General features: G+C 62.6%; 4 protein-coding genes. 2 read left to right on the top strand and 2 right to left on the bottom strand.

What is annotated here, in order from left to right; all coding sequences use genetic code 11:
- Together AC3A3W_RS00050 and AC3A3W_RS00045 are read right to left on the bottom strand one after the other, a co-directional pair.
- Window positions 1-391 (bottom strand): DUF1028 domain-containing protein (locus AC3A3W_RS00050; RefSeq protein ID WP_487439855.1); only part of this gene is annotated, 391 nt, incomplete at its 3' end.
- On the bottom strand, window positions 388-810 hold the full coding sequence (locus AC3A3W_RS00045; protein WP_487439854.1) for a RidA family protein: 423 nt from the start codon (window positions 808-810) through the stop codon (window positions 388-390). The genes AC3A3W_RS00050 and AC3A3W_RS00045, both read right to left, overlap by 4 nt.
- Window positions 811-944: 134 nt before the next feature.
- Here AC3A3W_RS00045 and AC3A3W_RS00040 point away from each other — a divergent pair, with 134 nt between their 5' ends.
- Together AC3A3W_RS00040 and AC3A3W_RS00035 are read left to right on the top strand one after the other, a co-directional pair.
- Window positions 945-1,859, top strand: a complete 915-nt coding sequence (locus AC3A3W_RS00040; protein WP_487439853.1) for a LysR substrate-binding domain-containing protein — start codon at window positions 945-947, stop codon at window positions 1,857-1,859.
- A 217-nt stretch (window positions 1,860-2,076) separates the two neighbouring features.
- Window positions 2,077-2,406: MFS transporter (locus AC3A3W_RS00035; protein WP_487439852.1), on the top strand; the 330-nt coding region annotated here is incomplete at its 3' end.

Here is a 2,406-nt window from a genome sequence, read left to right as displayed (position 1 = left end):
AGGCGTCGCAAAGGGCCTGGGCAACGCCCGGATGAGCGAGCATATTGCCGGCGGCCACACTGCCATGCCCTCGAGCCTCGCCGAACACGCCCAGGGTATGGGCTCCGCTGAACACGGCCGACCCGCCTGTGGCGTCCAGGACCACCAGCTGCCGGTAGTCCACGGCAGGTGATTCATGCACGACGGCGTCAATCGCCTCCTGCGCGGAATAGCCCGCCTGGAGCCGGTCAAGCAGGGCATGGCCCAGCCGGGGATCGGTGATGTTCTGGGAGCTGACAGCGCCGACACCGTCACGCAGGTGCGCGCAGCGTGCGGCGACGGCAGGCGAGGACGAGGAGACGGCGATGCCAAACCTGCCCTGCCCGTCCGTGGCGGCGATGCTGAAGGTCATGCCTGTCCCTCCGCCGAGAGCACTGCGGTGGCGTCAATCTCCACGAGCCATTCCGGGCGCGCCAGTGCCTGGACAACAATTCCGGTTGATACGGGGAACACGCCCTTGAGCCAGCGGCCCATGGTCCGGTACACAGTTTCCCGGTAGCGCGGGTCGATGAGGTAGACAGTCACCTTGACGATGTCTTCCAGGCTGCTTCCCGCCTCCTTGAGCAACATGTCGATGTTGGCCATGGCCTTTTCCGTCTGGGCTTCGACGTCGCCTATACCCACGGACTCGCGCGTCTCAAGATCCTGTCCGATCTGCCCCCGGAGATAGACCACGCCGTTGGCCACCACCGCCTGGCAGAGATCGTTGTCCAGATTCTGTTCGGGGTAGGTGTCTTTCGTATTGAACGTACGGATACGCTGGTGCTTCACTTGGCAGCTGCCTTTCGGTCCTGTTTCTAGCGGATGCTCGTATCCTTCAGCTTCCTGTGAGGCCCTGAATCTGTCCAACAGTTCTTTTAGAACGATTGCATCGGTATTTGTGATGACAGGTGTATCCTCGTCCAATGGATGTGACACTCACCCAACTGCGCTATTTCGTAGAAGCGGCGGCACAGCTGTCCATGACGGGCGCGGCTGCACGGCTCAACGTGGCGCAGTCCGCTGTATCGGCTGCGATCGCCCAACTGGAGCGCCACGTCGGAACGCAGTTCTTCATCAGGCAGCGCTCCAAAGGCCTGGTGCTCACGCCGGCAGGCGAGCTCTTCGTCCGCGACGCCCAGGCCATCCTCGCGCAGGTTGAAGAAAGCATTGACCACGCCCGCGGAGAGCACCAGAGCGTTGCCGGCCGCATCCGCATTGCATGTTTCAGCACCCTCGCCCCGTTCCTGCTCCCCGGAATCCTCACCAAGCTGCGGGAAGACCACCCCGCCCTTGAAACGGAAGTCATCGAAACCGATACCTCGGGGTGCATCAATGCCTTGCTCAGCGGGCAGGCAGATTTGGCGCTGTGCTACGACCTTGACCTGCCGGACGTCATCGCCCGGTCCGTGGTGGATACGGTCAGGCCCTACCTGGCGCTTCCGCCGGACCACAAACTTTCCGGGGCGGAGAGTGTGCCGCTGTCGGCACTAAGCGGGGAGTCCTTCGTGTTGCTGGACCTGCCCCACACCCGTGACCTCATGCTTTCAATCGCCCGCCTGGGTGGCCGGGAGCCGGACATCCGATTCCGCTCGGCCAGCTACGAGACGGTGCGCACCTTTGTGGCCCGGGGACTGGGCTATTCAATCCTCCACCAGCGGCCCCAGCACCAGTTGACGTACGACGGGGGCCGGCTGGCCGCCGTCGAAATTCGCGACGATGTGCCCGAACTGAAGACCGTCCTGGCCCACCTGAAGTCACACCGCCCAACCGCCAGGGTCCGGGCGGTCGCCCAAGCGGTAAGGCATCAGGTAGTTGCGGCAAGATCCGCACGCTCCTAAGGCCACGCCGAGTGACGGTATCTGATCAGCAGATGCAGTTCGTGCGAAAAATCTATTCGACAGATTGACCTAGGGCGTTCGAAAATGGTTAGGCCAGCATTCGGGCGTGACCCAAGTCATGTGTTCTGGTTGCGCAGTCCTGCAGGTCGGTCAATGTCGACCACCGTGGGCTCGCTCTCCCCATGCCAGCATCGGATCTTTTCCTCCAGGAGGAACTGTGAACACCAATAAAATCGAGGGGCAGATCAGCCGGAAGGGCCTGCGCACCAGCGTTGCTGCCGGTTCCATCGGCGTCTTTGTGCACTGGTTTGAGTGGGCCATCTACGCCTATCTCGCCTCCACGATCGCCGTCGTCTTCTTCCCCCAGCAGGACAGCACAGCAGCGCTGTTGTCCGTCTTCGCGGTCTTCGCCATCAGCTTCGGCGTCCGTCCCTTGGGCGCCCTGGTCTTCGGAGCACTTGGCGACAGGATTGGACGCAAGAAGACGCTCTCCATTGTCATCCTCTCCATGAGCGCGGCGACACTCGTGGTCGGACTCCTGCCTACC

This window comes from Arthrobacter sp. Soil_N43, assembly GCF_057655195.1.
Note: the sequence above shows the minus strand (reverse complement) of the source record. Positions and strands in the feature narration are given on the sequence as shown.

Coding starts and splice junctions, on each gene's coding strand:
- AC3A3W_RS00040 (WP_487439853.1), top strand. CDS start 945: ATGGATGTGACACTCACCCAACTGCGCTATTTCGTAGAAGCGGCGGCA.